Source organism: Citrobacter sp. MGH105, assembly GCF_001037485.2.
GTDB classification, from domain to species: Bacteria; Pseudomonadota; Gammaproteobacteria; order Enterobacterales; family Enterobacteriaceae; genus Citrobacter; species Citrobacter portucalensis.
In genome coordinates this window covers 4,851,811-4,867,442 of record NZ_CP073048.1, presented here as the reverse complement: position 1 = coordinate 4,867,442, position 15,632 = coordinate 4,851,811, and the positions used below count along the sequence as shown (strand labels likewise).

Annotated in this window: 12 protein-coding genes and 1 pseudogene; 9 read left to right on the top strand and 4 right to left on the bottom strand. The window is 52.7% G+C overall.

Annotated features, from left to right (window positions below; all coding sequences use genetic code 11):
- Positions 1 to 7 precede the first annotated feature (7 nt).
- Positions 8 to 2,206, bottom strand: a complete 2,199-nt coding sequence (gene priA, locus SK35_RS23245; RefSeq protein ID WP_048215183.1) for a primosomal protein N' — start codon at positions 2,204 to 2,206, stop codon at positions 8 to 10.
- Between the two features lie 257 nt (positions 2,207 to 2,463).
- On the opposite strand from priA, the gene rpmE reads away from it, so the two are divergent.
- From rpmE to SK35_RS23230, 3 genes are all read left to right on the top strand, one after another.
- Entirely contained in the window at positions 2,464 to 2,676 is a 213-nt protein-coding gene (gene rpmE, locus SK35_RS23240) for a 50S ribosomal protein L31 (protein ID WP_008787040.1), read from the top strand.
- A 338-nt stretch (positions 2,677 to 3,014) separates the two neighbouring features.
- Positions 3,015 to 3,695, top strand: coding sequence for an oligogalacturonate-specific porin KdgM family protein (locus SK35_RS23235; RefSeq protein WP_003825173.1), 681 nt, complete (start codon positions 3,015 to 3,017; stop codon positions 3,693 to 3,695).
- A 78-nt stretch (positions 3,696 to 3,773) separates the two neighbouring features.
- A complete protein-coding gene (locus tag SK35_RS23230) occupies positions 3,774 to 5,198 on the top strand; it encodes an MFS transporter (protein ID WP_032945626.1) in 1,425 nt (474 codons plus the stop codon).
- 58 nt (positions 5,199 to 5,256) lie between these two features.
- On the opposite strand, the gene metJ is transcribed toward SK35_RS23230, so the two are convergent.
- Positions 5,257 to 5,574 (bottom strand): met regulon transcriptional regulator MetJ, encoded by a 318-nt coding sequence (gene metJ, locus SK35_RS23225; RefSeq protein ID WP_003825168.1) that lies wholly within the window; start codon positions 5,572 to 5,574, stop codon positions 5,257 to 5,259.
- A gap of 265 nt (positions 5,575 to 5,839) precedes the next feature.
- Here metJ and metB point away from each other — a divergent pair, with 265 nt between their 5' ends.
- A complete protein-coding gene (gene metB, locus SK35_RS23220) occupies positions 5,840 to 7,000 on the top strand; it encodes a cystathionine gamma-synthase (protein ID WP_003028818.1) in 1,161 nt (386 codons plus the stop codon).
- A gap of 2 nt (positions 7,001 to 7,002) precedes the next feature.
- Positions 7,003 to 9,435 carry a bifunctional aspartate kinase/homoserine dehydrogenase II gene (locus tag SK35_RS23215; protein ID WP_048215182.1) on the top strand — a complete coding sequence of 811 codons (2,433 nt, stop codon included), beginning with the start codon at positions 7,003 to 7,005 and terminating at the stop codon, positions 9,433 to 9,435.
- Between the two features lie 44 nt (positions 9,436 to 9,479).
- On the opposite strand, the gene SK35_RS23210 is transcribed toward SK35_RS23215, so the two are convergent.
- Complete coding sequence (locus SK35_RS23210; RefSeq protein WP_048215181.1) at positions 9,480 to 9,713, bottom strand: hypothetical protein; 234 nt, start codon at positions 9,711 to 9,713, stop codon at positions 9,480 to 9,482.
- A gap of 58 nt (positions 9,714 to 9,771) precedes the next feature.
- On the opposite strand from SK35_RS23210, the pseudogene SK35_RS23205 reads away from it, so the two are divergent.
- Positions 9,772 to 10,767, top strand: a pseudogene (locus SK35_RS23205) (bifunctional metallophosphatase/5'-nucleotidase); the annotation flags it as partial.
- A gap of 38 nt (positions 10,768 to 10,805) precedes the next feature.
- Here the strand turns inward: SK35_RS23205 and SK35_RS23200 are convergent.
- On the bottom strand, positions 10,806 to 11,183 hold the full coding sequence (locus tag SK35_RS23200) for a carboxymuconolactone decarboxylase family protein (RefSeq protein WP_048215180.1): 378 nt from the start codon (positions 11,181 to 11,183) through the stop codon (positions 10,806 to 10,808).
- A gap of 89 nt (positions 11,184 to 11,272) precedes the next feature.
- Here SK35_RS23200 and SK35_RS23195 point away from each other — a divergent pair, with 89 nt between their 5' ends.
- The 3 genes from SK35_RS23195 to katG all read left to right on the top strand — a co-directional run bounded on the left by SK35_RS23195 (position 11,273) and on the right by katG (position 15,575).
- A complete protein-coding gene (locus SK35_RS23195) occupies positions 11,273 to 12,181 on the top strand; it encodes a LysR family transcriptional regulator (RefSeq protein ID WP_048215179.1) in 909 nt (302 codons plus the stop codon).
- A gap of 157 nt (positions 12,182 to 12,338) precedes the next feature.
- On the top strand, positions 12,339 to 13,226 hold the full coding sequence (gene metF / locus SK35_RS23190; protein WP_003825161.1) for a methylenetetrahydrofolate reductase: 888 nt from the start codon (positions 12,339 to 12,341) through the stop codon (positions 13,224 to 13,226).
- A gap of 168 nt (positions 13,227 to 13,394) precedes the next feature.
- Positions 13,395 to 15,575, top strand: coding sequence for a catalase/peroxidase HPI (gene katG / locus SK35_RS23185; RefSeq protein ID WP_048215178.1), 2,181 nt, complete (start codon positions 13,395 to 13,397; stop codon positions 15,573 to 15,575).
- Positions 15,576 to 15,632 lie beyond the last annotated feature (57 nt).

Sequence of the window (15,632 nt, the reverse complement as noted above, 5' to 3'; positions counted from 1 at the left end):
TGAGGGGTTATCCCTCGATGGGATCGACATCCAGCACCCATTTAACCTTGCGTGCATCGGGTAGCGTATTGATCAGTGCCAGCGTGCCGCTGACGATATGTTGCAGACGAATTCGTGATGGATGTTGCAACAATATTTGCCAACGATAACGACCACCGCGTTTGGGCGCCAGTGCGGGAACCGGGCCGAGCACCCAGAGTTTGTCATCGGCCAACGGGCTGGCTTGAATGAGATTCCGTAGCTGCTGCAAGAACATTGGTGCATGCTGGTTGTTATGGTCTTCTGCCCGCACGATCACATGGCTGGTCCACGGTGGAAGCTGGAGCGTTTGTCGCTCGGCCAGCGCCTGTTCGGCAAACGCGTCATAGCCTTTATACAGCAAGGTTTGCAGCAGCGGATGTTCAGGATGGTGCGTTTGCAGCACCACTTCGCCTTGCTTCCCGGCGCGTCCGGCACGGCCAGAGACCTGCGTATAGAGCTGGGCGAAGCGTTCTGCTGACCGGAAATCTGCGGAGAATAGCGCGCCGTCAACGTCCAGCAGCGCCACCAGAGTGACGTCCGGGAAGTGGTGGCCTTTGGCCAGCATTTGCGTGCCTATAAGAATTCGTGCGCCGCCGCGATGCACTTCCGCCAGATGCTGCTCCAGCGACCCTTTACGGCTGGTGGTGTCGCGGTCTATACGTGAAATTGGCACACCGGGGAAAAAAGGTGCCAGAGCCTGCTCAAGCTGTTCGGTGCCGAGTCCTACCGGAACCATATGCGTTGAACCACAGGAAGGGCACTGACGCGGTATTGGGCGCTGGCTGTCGCAGTGGTGGCAACGCAGGTGGTGCTGCGCCTGATGTAGCGTGTAGTAGTGATCGCAACGCGGACATTCTGCAATCCAACCACAGTCGTGGCACAGCAGCGCAGGCGCAAAACCACGACGGTTCAAAAACAGGATCACCTGGTTATCCGCCTGCAGGTGCTGACGCATACGGGCGATTAGAGCAGGGGCGAGTCCGGCCTGCACTTGCTGACCTTTGAGATCCAGCACGTGCTGAGTGGCTGGGCGCGCATTTCCGGCGCGGCGCGTCAGGCGCAGCATGCGGTATTTGTTCTGCCGCACGTTACACAGCGTTTCCAGTGCCGGAGTGGCTGAGCCGAGAATAATCGGGATCTGCTCACTATGGGCGCGGTAAACCGCGAGGTCGCGCGCATGATAGCGCCAGCCTTCCTGCTGTTTATAAGAGCTGTCGTGTTCTTCGTCGATGACAATCACGCCGAGATTTTTAAACGGCGTAAACAGCGAAGAACGCGTGCCGATAACAATCGCCGCCTCGCCATTTTTTGCTTTCAGCCAGGCTGAAAGACGTTCACTGTCGTTTAAACCGGAGTGCAGGACTTCGACCGGCGCATTAAAACGTTCGCGAAAACGGGCAATAGTTTGCGGCGTCAGGCCAATCTCCGGCACCATCACCAGCGCCTGCTTGCCTTGGGCAAGGACGTTTTCCAGAACGCTGAGATAGACCTCTGTTTTGCCTGATCCCGTTACGCCCGCTAATAGCCAGGCGCTAAAACTGTCTGAGGCGCTGTGAATCGCCCCGACGGCGGTGGCCTGCTCGGTGTTCAGCCGCAGACGCTCACCGGAAACCGCGTAGTGCGTACGCCAGTCGCTAAAGCCTGGTGTTTCGCTCGCCAGATCGCACAGCCCTTTTTTCCGCAGTGCCTGTAATGCGGCATCATTAAATTCCAGTTCAGCCACCTGGTCGCGCCAGATTTTCCCCTGGCGTAGCGCAGCCAGCGCCTGTTGCTGCTTGGGAGAACGCTTCAGGCTGTTGAGGTCAATAACCTGGCCTTCTTCAGTAGCAAACCAGTACCACATGGGCGCGTTTGTCGCCGGGCGTCCCTGGCGCAGTAAAATTGGCAGAGCGTGAAACAGTACGTCACCGATGGGATGATGATAATAATCAGCCGCCCACAACAGCAGACGCCAGACGGAGGTCGAGTAGACCGGTTCGCTGTCCAGCACTTCGAGAACGGCTTTCAATTCGCTCCGCGGCAGTTCACTGTGCTCGCTGACGGAAAGGACAATACCCACGCGCTCCTGCTGCTTGCCAAAGGGCACGCGTACACGACACCCGGCTTTGGCACTCAAGCCTTCCGGCAGGAGGTAGTCAAAGGTGCGAGGTAGCGGAACAGGTAAGGCAACGTGCGCAACGGGCATTGAATCATCCTGACTTGAAATCTGGCGGGTTAGTATACACATTAGTGGAGGGTAGAATGCGGATCAGTTTGCATGAGCAGGTTAATTTCTGTATGATTCGCCGCCTTTGATGCAAATTGATTGCGTCAAACAATGACCATTACCCGAGAGTTTCAGGCTGTTGATGCAGCGTGAAAGGTGACGGGGAATAATTAACATCGCGTGGTGTCTGGCGTTAGGGCTGGAAGAGCGACGCGGCCTTAAACCGAGGTTTTCCCATGAAAAAAGATATTCACCCGAAATACGAAGAAATTACTGCAAACTGCTCTTGCGGTAACGTCATGAAAATCCGCTCTACCGTCGGTCACGATCTGAACCTGGACGTGTGCGGTCAGTGCCACCCGTTCTATACTGGCAAGCAGCGTGATGTTGCTACCGGTGGCCGTGTTGATCGCTTCAACAAGCGTTTCAGCATCCCAGGCAGCAAGTAAGTTTCAGCTGTCAGAAAAAAGCGCCTTACGGCGCTTTTTTTGTTTCTGCGTTTCAGAACTGAAATATATATTGATGCATTGAATAATCTATTTTATTTAATAAGTAAAACGGTGTTTTACTTTTTCAGTAAAATATTACAACTGGTGATCTGCATCCTTTTTATCTTCTGTCTTTTGCCACTTTTACCAGTTCCTGGCAAAATACCAAAGGTTTCTGCTTTCTTTCTAAAATACACTTTCGTGGAAATATAAAATTAATCTAAAAGCCTTTTTGTTTTCCCATTTTATGGACAAACGAGATGGATTATTTCCGTTATTGAGTGTGAAGAGGGATTGTCATGAAATTTAAATCTGCGTTATTACTGATTCCATTATTCTCTGCGGCCGCACAAGCGGGTTATGTTGATTACCGGCATGAATATTATGACGATGGACGTAATTACGATCGTGTGTATATGTCTCACCGTTTTGCCACGGGTTTTGGTGTGGCAGTAGAAGCCATTTCTCGTTCCGAAAACACGCAGTCAAATGATGCGTGGAATAATATGGAAAGTAATGGCAACGAGTATACCGCAAGCTACCAGTTCACCTGGCAGGGTCTTGTCTGGCAGCCCGGCATTGCGATCGAAACGGGCGATAATATCGCGATTTATAAGCCTTATATCCGCGTGCAGTACAACATCAACGACAACTGGTGGACCGCGTTCCGCTATCGTCAGGAGTACATGCGTAGAAACACTGACGGCAAAGATGACCGCATGGTCTATCGTCCGGAAGCCTGGCTTGGTTATAACGTCAATGACTGGATGTTTGAGTTAAATGGTATTTATAAAATTGCCGATAGCGAAGATTTATATAACAACCGGAAAGATGATTATGAATATAACTTCCGCGTGGCGTACAAATTAGGCTCCTGGGTTCCATTTGTTGAGGTTGGCAACGTTTCCTCGGGTTATAACACAACAACGACAGACGATCGTCAGACCCGTTATCGTGTCGGTCTTGGTTATAACTTTTAATCGGTAATAGTTTTCGTATCGGCTGATTACGTCGATAAGCATAGTTTGTGTGAATAATATGTCTAAGGAGTTGACATCATGTCTAATGATGGAACTATTATCGGAAATAATGAAACCACTGCCGTCAGGCCTTTCGGAATTAGAGATAAAATTGGTTATTTATGTGGTGACCTCGGAACCTGTTTTATTCTTGGCTTAGTTAATAGTTTTTTAATGATTTATTACACTAACGTCCTCGGTATTTCCGGCGTTATTGTTGGCTCACTCTATTTTGTGACCAAACTCTTTGATGCGTTCGTTGATGTTGGTGTAGGGCGCTTATGCGATACCTCTAAACTGACGGTACATGGACGTTTCAACCCGTGGGTGCGTCGCATGAAGTATCCATTTTGCATCATTGCGGTTGTCCTGTTCCTGCCGTTTGTGAATGATTTTTCTTATACGGCGAAAATCATCTACATCTGCTGCTCCTATTTCATTTACGGTTCGCTGTTATCGACCGTGAGTATTCCGTACGGTGCTATGTCTGCGGCGATTAGCTCGAATCCTGAAGATCGTGTATCGCTTTCAACCTGGCGTAGCGTTGGGTCAGCAATTGGCGGTGGGGCAACTGGCTTTTTCATTCCAATCCTGATGTACACCACCCTGGTGGATGGAAGCCAGGTGATTTCCGGGCAACACTTCTTCTGGATTTCCATTGGTTGCGCAGTGCTGGGCTTGATCTTTTTATCCTTGACCTGTCATTTAACGACGGAGCGCGTGCGCGTGGAGAGAAAAGAGAGCATGCCCGTTTCGGTGTTGCTGAAGGGACTGGCACGCAATAAGGCGCTGATTGTTTTAGTGGTTGTGGATTTGCTGATTGTAATTAATCAGGGGTTGTCCGGTACCAACATGACTTACCTGTTTAATGACTATTTCCACAATAAAGAGGCGATGTCAGTCGCGTTGCTGTTTACCTTTGGTTCCCTGGTTTTGCTGGCACCATCGGCATCCTGGCTCACGAAGCGGTTTGGTAAAAAAGAAGCCAGCGTAGGCGCGTTGCTTTTTGCCGTGGTCATGTATGTGATTATGTACTTTGTCCACATTACGGATGCAAAGGTCTATCTGGTTTTCTTGTTCCTGGCGACGCTGGGTGCAGGGTTATTCAACCTGATGATTTGGGCGTTTATGACTGATGTTTGTGACTACCATCAGTATGTCACTGGCGATCGCGAGGATGGCACGGTTTATGGTGTGAACTTCTTTGCGCGCAAGGTTGGTCAGGCATGCGCAGGGGCGATTGGTGGCTTTATGTTGGCTATCATTGGCTATCAATCATCGTCAACAGGTGGTGCAGTGCAAACCAGCATTGTGCAGGAAAATATTTATACGATGGCGAATCTCTTGCCGGCGCTATGCCTGTTTTTGGCGGCGGTCATTCTGATTTATTTCTATCCATTGAACCGTACGGAAACGCTCAAAATGGAAGAAACATTGAATAAACTCAATGGTATTAGTAAGTAACACTGTGAGAAAAGGCGGGAGCATTCCCGCCTCTACATGCCCATTGCCGTTCTAACTATCAGTATTCCCACGTTTCCGGGTTGATACCCAGTTCACGCATGATTACCTTTGCTTCTTCCGGGATTTCATCACTGCGTTCTTTACGCAGGTCGTCATCGTTGGGTAAGGGTTGCCCAGTAAAAGCATGCAGAAACGCTTCACACAGCAGTTCGCTGTTGGTGGCGTGGCGCAGGTTGTTCACCTGACGACGCGTGCGTTCATCGGTAAGGATTTTTAACACCTTCAGAGGAATGGAAACCGTAATTTTTTTGACTTGCTCACTCTTCTTACCGTGCTCAGCGTATGGGCTGATATATTCGCCGCTCCATTCAGCCATGAGATACCTAATCCTCTTCGTCATTAATATTGAGGCCAGAACCTGAGCCCGGACCATAATTGCGCGTAGTTTATCGTAGTGGCGTGGCCCTGACACGAAGTAAGCCGACGCAGATGTACGCTAATGCATATAATTTTAACGGCTATTTCCAGTTTGCTCAATCTATACGCAAAGAAGTTTAGATGTCCAGATGTATTGACGGCTATCGTAACTATGATTACTCTGGTGTCTGACTTTTCACCGACTCAGCCAGGATCTCCTCAATATGACGCGTAAACAGGCCACCATCGCAGTGCGTAGCGGGTTAAATGACGACGAACAGTACGGTTGCGTTGTCCCGCCGATTCACCTCTCCAGCACCTATAACTTTACCGGATTTAATGAACCTCGCGCCCATGACTATTCGCGTCGCGGCAACCCAACGCGCGATGTTGTTCAGCGTGCGCTGGCGGAACTGGAAGGCGGTGCAGGTGCTGTGCTGACCAATACTGGCATGTCGGCGATTCATCTGGTGACCACGGTCTTCCTCAAGCCAGGCGATCTGCTGGTCGCACCGCATGACTGCTACGGCGGGAGCTACCGACTGTTTGACAGTCTGGCAAAACGTGGCTGTTACCGCGTCCTGTTTGTCGATCAAGGTGATGAGCAGGCATTGCAGGCCGCATTGGCGGAAAAACCGAAACTGGTGCTGGTAGAAAGCCCAAGCAACCCGCTGCTTCGCGTGGTGGATATTGCGAAAATCTGTCAGCTGGCGCGTGAAGCTGGCGCGGTCAGCGTGGTCGACAACACTTTTTTAAGCCCGGCATTGCAAAATCCACTGGCATTGGGCGCCGATCTGGTGTTGCATTCATGCACGAAATATTTAAACGGTCACTCAGATGTGGTGGCTGGTGTTGTGATAGCGAAAGATCCGGAAACGGTCACTGAACTGGCATGGTGGGCGAATAATATTGGTGTGACCGGCGGCGCGTTTGATAGTTATCTGCTGTTGCGCGGCCTGCGTACTCTGTCTCCTCGAATGGAGGTGGCGCAACGTAATGCTCAGGCGATAGTCGATTATCTGCAAACTCAGCCGCTGGTGAAAAAATTGTATCACCCGTCATTGCCGGATAATCAGGGCCATGAGATTGCCGCGCGTCAGCAAAAAGGCTTTGGCGCGATGTTAAGTTTTGAACTGGATGGTGATGAGCAAACGCTGCGCCGCTTCCTTGGCGGGTTGTCATTGTTTACGCTGGCGGAATCGTTAGGGGGCGTTGAAAGTCTGATCTCCCACGCCGCAACCATGACACACGCGGGCATGGCGCCAGAAGCGCGTGCTGCTGCCGGAATTTCCGAAACGCTGCTGCGTATCTCCACCGGTATTGAAGATGGCGAAGATTTAATTGCCGACCTGGAAAATGGCTTCCGGGCTGCAAACAAGGGGTAAACATGAGTGTGATTGCGCAGGCAGGGGCGAAGGGTCGTCAACTGCACAAATTTGGTGGTAGTAGTCTGGCAGACGTGAAATGTTATCTGCGTGTCGCAGGCATTATGGCGGAGTACTCGCAGCCTGATGACATGATGGTTGTTTCAGCCGCAGGCAGTACCACTAACCAGTTGATTAGCTGGCTGAAATTAAGCCAGACCGATCGCCTTTCTGCGCATCAGGTTCAACAGGCGTTACGTCGCTATCAGAGCGAGCTTATCAGCGGTTTGTTACCGCCTGATATAGCGGATGGACTAATTGGCGCGTTTATTCACGATCTGGAGCGTCTGGCTGGATTACTCGACAGCGGCGTGAACGATGCCGTCTATGCTGAGGTTGTTGGGCATGGTGAGGTATGGTCCGCGCGTTTGATGTCTGCGGTCCTTAACCAACAGGGGCTGGAGTCAGCCTGGCTGGATGCGCGTGATTTTTTACGTGCTGAACGCGGTGCCCAGCCGCAGGTAGATGAAGGTCTTTCTTACCCGCTGCTACAGCAACTGCTGGCGCAGCATCCGGGTAAACGGCTGGTGGTTACCGGCTTTATTAGCCGCAGCAATGCCGGTGAAACGGTCCTGCTGGGGCGTAACGGCTCCGACTACTCGGCGACGCAGGTTGGCGCGCTGGCGGGCGTTTCTCGCGTAACTATCTGGAGCGATGTCGCCGGGGTTTACAGCGCGGACCCGCGTAAAGTAAAAGACGCCTGTTTGCTGCCGCTGCTGCGTCTGGATGAAGCCAGCGAGCTGGCGCGTCTGGCGGCACCGGTTCTCCATGCCCGTACCTTACAGCCGGTTTCCGGTAGCGATATCGATCTCCAACTGCGTTGTAGCTATACGCCGGAGCAGGGTTCAACGCGCATTGAACGCGTACTGGCCTCCGGTACCGGGGCGCGTATTGTGACCAGTCATGATGACGTCTGCCTGATTGAGTTTTTGGTTCCGACTGGCCAGGACTTTAAGCTGGCTTATAAAGAGATTGATCAGGTTTTAAAACGTACCCAGGTGCGTCCGCTGGCAGTGGGTGTGCATCCTGACCGCCAACTGCTGCAATTTTGCTATACCTCCGAAGTTGCTGACGGCGCACTGAAAATTCTTGATGAAGCTGGTCTGCCAGGCGAGCTGCGTCTGCGCCAGGGGCTGGCGCTGGTGGCGATGGTCGGGGCGGGCGTCACCCGTAATCCGCTGCATTGCCACCGTTTTTGGCAACAGTTGAAAGGTCAGCCGGTTGAATTCACCTGGCAATCGGAAGAGGGTATCAGCCTGGTCGCGGTACTGCGTACTGGGCCAACAGAGAGCCTGATTCAGGGTCTGCATCAGTCTATTTTCCGCGCGGAAAAACGCATTGGTCTGGTGCTTTTCGGCAAAGGCAACATTGGCTCGCGCTGGCTGGAGCTGTTCGCTCGCGAGCAGAGCACGCTCTCGGCGCGCACCGGATTAGAGTTTGTGCTGGCGGGTGTGGTTGATAGCCGTCGTAGCCTGCTGAATTACGAAGGGCTGGATGCCAGCCGCGCGTTAGCTTTCTTTGATGACGAGGCAGTAGAGCAGGATGAAGAGTCTCTATTCCTGTGGATGCGTGCTCACCCGTATGATGATTTAGTGGTGCTGGACGTTACTGCCAGCGAGCAACTTGCGGATCAGTATCTGGATTTTGCCAGCCATGGTTTCCACGTTATCAGCGCCAACAAACTGGCGGGGGCAAGCAGCAGTCATAATTATCGCCAAATTCATGATGCTTTTGAAAAAACCGGTCGCCACTGGCTGTATAACGCTACCGTAGGCGCAGGCTTGCCGATCAATCATACCGTGCGCGATCTGATTGATAGCGGAGATACCATTCTGTCGATCAGCGGGATCTTCTCCGGTACGTTGTCGTGGTTGTTCCTGCAATTTGATGGCACGGTCCCGTTCACCGATCTGGTGGATCAGGCGTGGCAACAGGGGCTGACTGAACCCGATCCGCGCGTAGATCTTTCCGGCAAAGATGTGATGCGTAAGCTGGTGATTCTGGCGCGTGAAGCAGGTTACGACATCGAACCGGACCAGGTTCGCGTGGAATCGCTGGTGCCTGCGCACTGTGAAGAAGGCTCTATTGACCATTTCTTTGAGAATGGTGATGAGCTTAACGAGCAGATGGTGCAGCGTCTGGAAGCGGCGCGTGAAATGGGGCTGGTGCTACGCTATGTGGCGCGTTTTGATGCTAACGGTAAAGCGCGCGTTGGTGTTGAAGCGGTTCGTCCTGAACACCCGCTGGCGGCGCTGTTGCCGTGCGATAACGTATTCGCCATTGAAAGCCGCTGGTATCGCGATAACCCGCTGGTAATCCGTGGACCGGGCGCAGGTCGTGACGTTACCGCCGGCGCTATTCAGTCAGACATCAACCGTTTGGCGCAGCTGCTGTAGTTTGCGTTGCCTGATGACGCTTACGCTTATCCGGCCTACATATTTCATGAATCGTAGGCCCGGTAAGCGGCAGCGCCACCGGGCAAATCGTGCTGGGTGATCAGGGCGTTGTATTGATCTACCAGCGTCCTTATCGTCTGAAATACCGAATGGGCGGAGTAGCGGGGGCTTTGCTGAAATTCCGTCTGTTGCCGCAACCAGGCGAGAAAATGATGGCTTGCCGCCAGAGTTTTTGACGCGCCTTCTTCAACACGCCCCTGCGTTAACAAACACACCATTTTACGCGTATCGCCTCGTTGCCAGATTTGCCACTCATTTTGCCACCATCCCTGATAGGTTAAGTGGTTGCAACGCTATCTCGATGAGCTTAAAGGCAAAGTCGATCTCACCGTGGCACTCATCCACGAAGGCACGCCAGCACGTCAGTCCAGTCTGGGGGGCACCGATGTGCGCCGTGCGCTGGATAAAGATATCCAGACTGCAGGTCAGGTGCATGGCCTGGATATCCTGATCACCGGTCATGCGCATGTGGGCACGCCGGAGCCGATTAAAGTCGGTAACACCCTGATTCTGTCTACCGACAGCGGCGGTATTGATGTGGGTAAACTGGTGCTGGATTACCAGCAAAAACCGCATCAATTTACCGTTAAGAACTTCGAACTGAAGACCATTTTTGCTGATGAGTGGCAGCCAGACCCGCAAACGAAACAGGTCATTGATGGCTGGAATAAAAAGCTCGATAAAGTGGTACAACAAACGGTAGCCAACTCTCCGGTTGAGCTGACGCGTGCTTACGGTGAATCTTCTTCCCTGGGAAATCTGGCGGCAGATGCATTGCTGGCTGCGGCGGGTAAAGATACCCAGTTAGCACTCACTAACTCGGGCGGCATCCGGAATGAAATCCCGGCAGGTGCTATCACGATGGGTGCCGTCATTAGCACCTTCCCGTTCCCGAACGAGCTGGCAACCATGGATCTCACCGGGAAGCAGTTACGTAGCCTGATGGAGCACGGCGCGGGTTTAAGCAACGGCGTATTGCAGGTGTCCAAAGGACTGGAGATGAAGTATGACAGCAGCAAACCGGTTGGTCAGCGGGTCACCGTATTGACGCTTAACGGTAAGCCAATTGAGGACGCTGTGGTTTATCACATTGCCACCAATAGCTTCCTGGCAGACGGCGGTGATGGTTTTACGGCATTCACCGCAGGTAAAGCGCGTAACACATCCGGCGGTTACTATGTCTCTAATGCTGTCGTTGATTATTTCAAAGCGGGAAATACGCTGACGGATGAGCAACTCAAAGGCATGCGTGTGGAAGATGTGAAACCGTAGTGAGGTCAGGCCAGCAGATATTCCGCTGGCCTGTTTTTTTAGCCTTTGTGGGAGGTAAACACCTCTTTTGCGGCGAACAAGCCGTTGAGTGCCGCGGGGAAGCCAGCATATACGGCCATCTGCATAATCACTTCAATGATCTCATCCTGCGTTAAACCCACGTGTAATGCCGCGCCAATATGCACTTTCAACTGCGGTGCGGCGTTACCCAGCGCAGTTAATGCCGCGACGGTAGCGATTTCTCTACTGCGTAAATCCAGCTCCGGCCTTGAATAGATGTCGCCAAAAGGAAATTCAATCAGGTATTGGGCGAAGTCTGGCGCAATATCCTGCAGACTTTCGACGACCGCATCGCCCCCTTTACCATCCACTTTTTGCAACATCTCCTGACCGATAATAAAGCGTTCTGAAGGCATCATTCCTTCCTCTTTCGTGTGGTTTGTAGTGTGAGGATAGGGCGTGCGGAATGATTGGGATAATACCGTTTCCGTGATACCTTTTCGGTATGACAACATCGTCTTTGCACTCTCTGGACATTCGCCTGCTGCGTTACTTTTCCGTAGTAGCGGAAGAGAACAATATGAGCCGGGCGGCGCAGCGCTTGTTTATGTCGCAGCCGCCGCTGAGTCGCCACATTCGCCAGCTTGAAGAACGCCTGGGAGTGACGCTTTTTGTCCGTCATACCCGTGGTTTGACGCTGACGGAAGATGGTCTGCGCGTACTTGAAATCGTACGCCCGCTATTGGCGCTACAGGATAAAACCTGGGCGGCGCTGGGTCAGTTAGCGAAAACGGGGGAGCAATCTCTGCGCTTAGGGCTAAGTACGGCGTTTGAGCAGGGTGTCTTTACGGCGCTTGAGTCCCGGCTTAATATGCGCGTACAGAAGCTACATATTGTCCGGCATGGTTCGCCTGAACTGGCGCGCCAGGTGCGTCGGGGAAAACTGGATGCCGCTCTGGTGGCACTACCGCTTGAAACTTCGGGGCTTAGCGTCACGCCGCTTGGCTGGCAAGAATCGATGATTGCCGCCTTACCCGCGCAGTGGGCAGAAGCGGCACTGTCGTCACTCTCATTAACCGCGCTGAGCCACCGACCGCTGTTCTGGTTCAAACGCGAACGTAACCCTGCTTTCTTTGATTACACCCGACACATTTTTCGTCGTGCGGGTTACTCGCCTGCCTGTATTGAAGAGCCGCTGGAACATGACGTGCTGCTGGCGCGGATCGCGCAGGGTGACGGCCTGAGCCTGATTCCGGCCTCCTTTTCCGCGATCCAGCGTCAGGGCGTGATATTCCTTCCTCTTACCGATACCGAATTGCGTATTAGCATGGGATTGCTGATGCTGCCTGAGAACGTAACAAAATTAGCGTGGCTGCAGACGGTCGTGACGCAATCCCTCATCATTTCAGGCTGATGTGAATTTTTTTCACGTTGGCTGAGTATTCCTCACCTTTAACGATGATTTTTGTGTTGACGCCAGCATGCTTTTCCGTCATTTTTACATCTAGACGTCTAAACGTATAGCAGTTCACAACACAACATATAACGACAAAAGATTGATGAGGTAAGGTATGAGCTTTTTTCACGCCAACCAGCGGGAAGCCCTGAATCAGAGCCTGGCGGAAGTACAGGGTCAGATTAACGTTTCGTTTGAGTTTTTCCCGCCGCGCACCAGTGAAATGGAGCAAACCCTGTGGAACTCCATCGATCGCCTGAGCAGCCTGAAGCCGAAGTTTGTTTCAGTCACCTATGGTGCAAACTCTGGTGAGCGCGACCGTACGCACAGCATTATTAAAGGCATTAAGGATCGCACTGGCCTTGAAGCGGCTCCGCACCTGACCTGTATTGATGCTACCCGCGATGAGCTGCGGACCATTGCTCAGGACTACTGGAATAACGGTATTCGTCATATTGTTGCTCTGCGCGGTGACTTGCCGCCGGGAAGCGGTAAACCGGATATGTATGCCTCTGACCTGGTGACTCTGCTGAAAGACGTTGCGGACTTTGATATCTCCGTTGCGGCTTATCCGGAAGTACACCCAGAAGCGAAGAGCGCTCAGGCCGATTTGCTGAACCTGAAGCGTAAGGTTGATGCCGGTGCAAACCGCGCCATTACTCAGTTTTTCTTCGATGTGGAAAGCTATCTACGTTTTCGCGATCGCTGCGTGTCTGCGGGAATCGATGTGGAAATTATTCCGGGTATCCTGCCAGTCTCCAACTTTAAACAGGCGAAAAAATTTGCCGATATGACCAATGTTCGTATCCCTTCCTGGATGTCGACCATGTTTGATGGTCTGGATGATGATGCGGAAACCCGCAAGCTGGTAGGTGCAAACATCGCTATGGACATGGTGAAAATCCTCAGTCGCGAAGGGGTGAAAGATTTTCACTTCTATACCCTTAACCGTGCCGAGATGAGCTACGCTATTTGTCACACACTGGGTGTAAGACCGAATTAAACAGATGCCCCAGCCCTCTACGGAGGGCTTTTTATTGATCATTTTGATCTACATCTCTGTAACTTTAAATATAAAAGGAATTAGCTATCGAATCTGTGGGTTTTTTCGACTATATCTTATCTCTGGTGGTGTATATCGTAGTCAGAACACTGTAAAGGGAGCATATAGATGAGCATGTCCGACGATAGCCAAAACGCATCAACTGCCGGTAAGTGTCCTTTTCATCAGGGCGGTCACGATCAGAGTGCGGGAGCAGGAACGAACAACCGCGACTGGTGGCCCAATCAACTCCGTGTAGATCTTTTAAACCAACATTCCAACCGTTCTAACCCGCTGGGTGAGGACTTCGACTACCGTAAAGAGTTTAGCAAACTCGACTATTCTGCCCTGAAAGGGGATCTCAGAGCCCTTCTGTCCGAATCTCAACCGTGGTGGCCCGCTGACTGGGGAACCTATGCCGGATTATTTATCCGCATGGCATGGCACGGTGCAGGGACCTATCGCTCCATCGATGGACGCGGTGGCGCGGGTCGCGGACAGCAGCGTTTTGCACCACTGAACTCCTGGCCGGACAACGTCAGCCTGGATAAAGCGCGTCGTCTGCTGTGGCCAATCAAGCAGAAATATGGCCAGAAAATTTCCTGGGCCGACCTGTTTATCCTTGCGGGTAACGTGGCGCTGGAAAACTCAGGCTTCCGTACCTTCGGCTTCGGTGCCGGTCGTGAAGACGTCTGGGAACCGGATCTCGACGTAAACTGGGGTGATGAAAAAGCCTGGCTGACCCACCGTCATCCGGAAGAACTGGCAAAAGCGCCGCTGGGCGCAACCGAAATGGGCCTTATCTATGTGAACCCGGAAGGGCCGGACCATAGCGGCGAACCGCTCTCTGCGGCAGCGGCTATTCGCGCGACCTTCGGTAACATGGGCATGAACGACGAAGAAACCGTAGCGCTGATTGGCGGCGGTCATACGTTGGGCAAAACTCACGGTGCTGCACCGGCTTCGCACGTAGGCGCCGATCCAGAATCCGCACCAATTGAAGCGCAGGGCCTGGGCTGGGCCAGCAGCTACGGCAGCGGCGCGGGTGCAGACGCAATTACTTCCGGTCTGGAAGTTGTCTGGACGCAGACGCCGACCCAATGGAGCAACTATTTCTTCGAGAACCTGTTCAAATATGAATGGGTACAAACCCGCAGTCCGGCAGGTGCGATTCAATTTGAAGCGGTTGACGCACCGGAAATTATCCCCGATCCGTTCGATCCGTCGAAAAAACGTAAGCCAACAATGTTGGTTACCGACCTGACGCTGCGTTTCGATCCGGAGTTCGAGAAGATCTCCCGTCGTTTCCTGAACGATCCGCAGGCCTTCAACGAAGCATTTGCCCGCGCATGGTTTAAGCTGACGCACCGTGATATGGGGCCAAAAGCACGTTACATCGGACCGGAAGTGCCAAAAGAAGATCTGATTTGGCAAGACCCGCTGCCGCATGCGTTCTTTAACCCAAGCGAAGAAGATATCCTGAAACTGAAGGCGACCATTGCCGCTTCCGGGTTGTCCGTGGGCGAACTGGTATCGGTAGCGTGGGCTTCGGCATCAACGTTCCGCGGTGGGGATAAACGTGGCGGCGCTAACGGCGCGCGTCTGGCGCTGGACCCACAGCGTGGCTGGGATGTGAATGCTACCGCAGCACGCGTACTGCCTGTGCTGGAAGGCATTTATAAGTCAGCCCATACCGCTTCGTTAGCCGATATTATCGTGCTGGCCGGTGTTGTCGGTATAGAGCAGGCGGCTAGCGCTGCGGGTGTCAGCATTAAAGTACCTTTTGCGCCGGGCCGCGTGGATGCGCGTCAGGACCAAACGGATATTGAGATGTTTGAACTGCTTGAGCCGATTGCCGATGGTTTCCGTAACTACCGCGCTCGTCCTGACGTATCGACCACCGAGTCGCTGCTGATTGATAAAGCACAGCAGCTGACGCTGACCGCACCGGAAATGACCGTGCTGGTGGGCGGTATGCGCGTACTGGGCACCAACTTCGACGGCAGCCAGCATGGCGTCTTTACCGATCGTCCTGGCGTGCTCAGCACTGACTTCTTCGTCAATCTGCTGGATATGCGCCATGAGTGGAAGGCGGTTGATGAGTCAAAAGAGCTGTTTGAAGGTCGTGACCGTCTGAGCGGCGAAGTAAAATACACGGCAACCCGCGCCGATCTGGTGTTCGGTTCTAACTCCGTACTGCGCGCAGTGGCTGAAGTTTATGCCTGCAGCGATGCTCACGAGAAGTTCGTGAGAGATTTCGTTGCCGCATGGGTGAAAGTGATGAACCTGGATCGTTTCGATCTGCTGTAACAGATAATGCCGGATGTCGCTTGTGCGTATCCGGCATAGTATGAATAAAAAAATCCC